The sequence below is a fragment of the Zavarzinia sp. genome, assembly GCF_041650655.1.
Lineage (GTDB): Bacteria > Pseudomonadota > Alphaproteobacteria > Zavarziniales > Zavarziniaceae > Zavarzinia.
This window is the reverse complement of record NZ_JBAZKR010000203.1, coordinates 1-3659: the sequence shown is the minus strand read 5'-3', so window position 1 is coordinate 3659 and position 3659 is coordinate 1. Positions and strand designations below refer to the sequence as shown.

Sequence of the window (3659 nt, the reverse complement as noted above, 5' to 3'; positions counted from 1 at the left end):
GGCCCCTTGCACCATTCCCATCGCGCAGGTCACGGCGATGGCCCCGCCCGCGATAATGGTCGTCGACAGCAGATGACCCAGGACGGCGCCCTTGCCGTCCCGACGGATAGACACGCCCATTTCCACCAACCCCCGGTTATCGCCGACGCTTCCCGCCAAGCGCTTCACAACTTTATGGACGCTATCTACACGAGTTATCCCCAGTCAACACAATATCGGATCGACCACAACCTTAAGGCTTCGTTATGACCACATTCGACCAGACCGCTGGCTGCCGGGCCGGGCGACCGCTCAATCCGAAGCCACGATCGGCCGGCGGGACGACCCCGGGCGCTCGCGCAGGGTCGTTCATCCCCCTCTACTGACTCGGAGGCAGGAAATCCGGCATTGCGGGCGGCGGTGGCGGGGATGGGGCCGGTGGCGACGGCGGTGCGGCCGGCGCCTCCTGGATGACCCTGATCTCAGTCGGAGGTGTCGGCACGGACGGGGAAACGGCGGGCGGTGCAGTTCCGGGCGCGACCTGGGGTGGCGGCCCGACGGGACTCGGCCTGGGCTTGCAGACGATGCTGGTGGGCTGCGCCATCAGCAGGGCGAGCAAATCGTCGGACGGGTCCGTGCCGATGTCATGGACACCCGCCGCCCGATAGAATGCGTCGACCGAGGCACGGCTCCCCGGACCGAAATTGCCGTCGATCGGCCCCCTGTAACAGCCCAACTGCTTCAGCCGTGTCTGGATGCGTTTCGCCAGGCTCTCGACCGGCGGTTCGGGCGGGGCGGGAGGCGCCGTCGACGGCGCCGGCGGCACGTCGATCAAGGCAACCACCTTGCTCCCTGCCGGCTCGGCCCCTGCCGGCTCCGGCAGCAACGCGCCCGCCCCGGTCCCGATCTCCGGTACCGGCATATCCAGTGCCGGCCTGTCCCGGTCCCCGGACACCTCGCCCGCCCCCGCGGCAGCAGGGGCGCCCGCTACGGCTGCCTCCCGCCCCCCGGCGCCGGACGGTGTGTTCTGCGGAACCGGCGTCTCCTGCACGGTTTCGCTACCGGCCGAAGTTTCGGCCCCGGTCGGCGTGCGGCCCGGTTCGGTGCTCCCTGTCGGGCGCGGGATGGTCTGTTCGGCGACGGGTGGCTGCGCAGGCTGCGGCTTGACGCCATCCGCCCCGCGTCCGTCTTCCAGCAGGCGCCTGCGTTCTGCCGCTTCTTCCGATGCCAAAATGTCGCCGCTTCCCGGATCGGCCGGACGCGGGAGCGGCACCGTGCCAAAATCCCAGAACGTCGCGGCCGTCGTCGCCGCAGCCCCCGCGAGCAAGATCGCCCCGCCGGCCCACGCCAGGTAGGTGCCCCCCTTCCCTCCTTCGGACCCGGCGCCGCCCTCGGTCCGCCGGCGCCAGAAGGAACGGCGCCCGTCCCTGCCCGACCGCCCGGGTTCCCATTCCGCGACCACGCGCATGGTCTCGGGCCGTTCGCCAGCGTCCGGTTGCAGCATCCAGGCGATCAGGGGGCGATAGGCCGGGTCGACGGGGGAGAGATCCGGGACCGCGTCGCGCAACGCCCGGGCTTCGTCGATGTCCCCGCTGGCCCCGCCCATTTCGAGCGGCTTGCCGGCCAGAGCGGCGTAGAAGACGAGCCCCAAACTGTAGATGTCCGAGCGTCGGTCGATCTTGCGAGCCGCCGAATCGAGTTGTTCCGGCGAGGCGAAATCCAATTTGCCGATGAAGCCGCCGTCCGCCGCGTCGTCGACCGCGCGTTCGCCCAGGGCGATGCCGAAATCGATGATCTTTGCGCCGTCCACCCGGCCGCCCACCAGAAAGATATTGTCGGGCGACACGTCGCGATGAATCACCCCCTTCTCGTGGGCGGCGTGAAGACCGAGGGCGACCCGGCGCTTGAACTGGCGCATGTCGGGCAGGTCGAGGCGGTGATGGCGCTCAAGGTATCGGTCGAGGGGCTCGCCCTCGAGCAGTTCCATCACCAGAAAATAGCAGTCGTATTCTTCCGAATAGCTCAGCGTCTGATAACGGACGATGGCTTCGTGCTGCAACCCGGCGAGTGCTGCGGCCTCGGCCAAGAACTTGGCTCTGGCGCCTTCGTCCTGCGTGCGTCGCGGATCGATGACCTTGATCGCCGCCGGCACCATGGCGTGGACGTTTCGGGCGCGATAGACATGGCCCATTCCCCCTGAATCGAGCAGGGCTTCCAGGCGGTAATCCCCGTTGAGCAAGGCCCCCGGTCCGATCGCCCGGGGCCCGGGACCCTTTCGCCGTCCGTCCGACATTGGCATCGCCCTGCCGCCCGCGGCCCTAGCCCGGCTGGCCGGCGGGCAGGGCGAGCAGGCCCCTGCCCGTCCCCTCGGGCGACAGCGGCACTTGCTCCGCCCGGCAGCGGACCACCACGACGGTGACATTGTCCTCGCCGCCCCGGGCCAGCGCTTCGGCGACCAGGGCGTTACAGGCCTCCTGGGTCGACGGCAGCGCTGCCAGCGCCTCGATCTCGCGGTCCGACAGATGCCGGGTCAGCCCATCCGAACAGAGCACGAAGACGTCGCCATCGAGGAGGTCGTCCTGCACCACGTCGAGGTCCGGCTCCTCGTCCGGACCGATCGCCCGCGTGATGACATTGCCTCGCGGCCAGTCACGCGCCGTCTCGGCCGTCAGGACACCGGCATCCAGCAACGCCTGCACTTCGCTGTGGTCGTGCGAGACCTGGATCAGGCGCCCCTCGCGCAGGCGATAGAGCCGGCTGTCGCCGCTCCAGACACAAGCCATGGCCCCATCGGCCACCAGCAAGACGACGACCGTCGTGGCGCAGCCCTGCCAGCCGTTGGCCGCTGCCCTGTCACGCAAGACTCGGTTGGCCTCGACGAGCCGGTGTTCCAGGCGCGCCATCAAATCCATCGCGCCGGCAGGCCGGCCGATCGTGCGCACGAGTTCGACCAGTGTGTTGCTGGCCATGCGCCCGGCGTCGTGACCGCCGACTCCGTCGGCCACCAACCACAGGCCGACATCGTCCATCACCAGATAGGCGTCCTCGTTCTCTTCCCGGACCATGCCCCGATGGGTGACGGCCGAACTCTGAAACTGCCACGCGTCCGCCATTGCCGAGGCTCCCCCTGTCAGGCGCCGCCGGGGGAAGCCGCCACCATGCCCGCGAAGGCGGATCCGGCGGGCAACCCCGGTACGGCGAACGCCTGCGGCCGATGGTGGCCGCCGCCGACGGTCCACCAGACCGATTCTGAACGCCGGTCGCCGGGGGCCAGCGATATGGCGATGGCGCTGCCCGACAGGCCGGTGGTCCTGATCGCCCCACGGGCGTCGCCGACCAGGGTGCGGGGCACCGGCAGCCGGTCGAACTGCTCGACGGTGGCCACCAGCGCAGCCTTCTCGTCCAATGCCGCAAGGACGAAGTCCTCGGCCGCCGAGAACCAGCCGTCATAGGCGCAGCGCTCGGGACCTTCCAATCCGCCCTCGGCGCCCCAGGCGAAGAGGCAGAGCGGAAAATACCGCCCGACACCGTCGACCGACGGCATCATCAGGCCGATCGCGCCCCCCGCCACGACACCGTCGCCCAGCCAGAAACGCCAGATCGGCGCCGCGCAGTAGAGCTCCTCCCAAGCCTCGCCGAGCAGGCCTCGCGCTTCGATCATCGTGGCTGCCAGCCAGCCG

The 3659-nt window shown here is 69.7% G+C and carries 3 protein-coding genes; all 3 read right to left on the bottom strand.

Annotation, left to right across the window (positions count from 1 at the left end):
* Positions 1–358 precede the first annotated feature (358 nt).
* The gene (locus WC493_RS22185; protein ID WP_373068632.1) at positions 359–2218 is read right to left on the bottom strand and encodes a protein kinase; all 1860 of its coding nucleotides are present in this window, start codon (positions 2216–2218) and stop codon (positions 359–361) included.
* A 79-nt stretch (positions 2219–2297) separates the two neighbouring features.
* Positions 2298–3092 (bottom strand): PP2C family serine/threonine-protein phosphatase, encoded by a 795-nt coding sequence (locus tag WC493_RS22180; protein ID WP_373068630.1) that lies wholly within the window; start codon positions 3090–3092, stop codon positions 2298–2300.
* A gap of 17 nt (positions 3093–3109) precedes the next feature.
* Positions 3110–3659 (bottom strand): type VI secretion system-associated protein TagF (gene tagF / locus WC493_RS22175; RefSeq protein WP_373068628.1); only part of this gene is annotated, 550 nt, incomplete at its 5' end.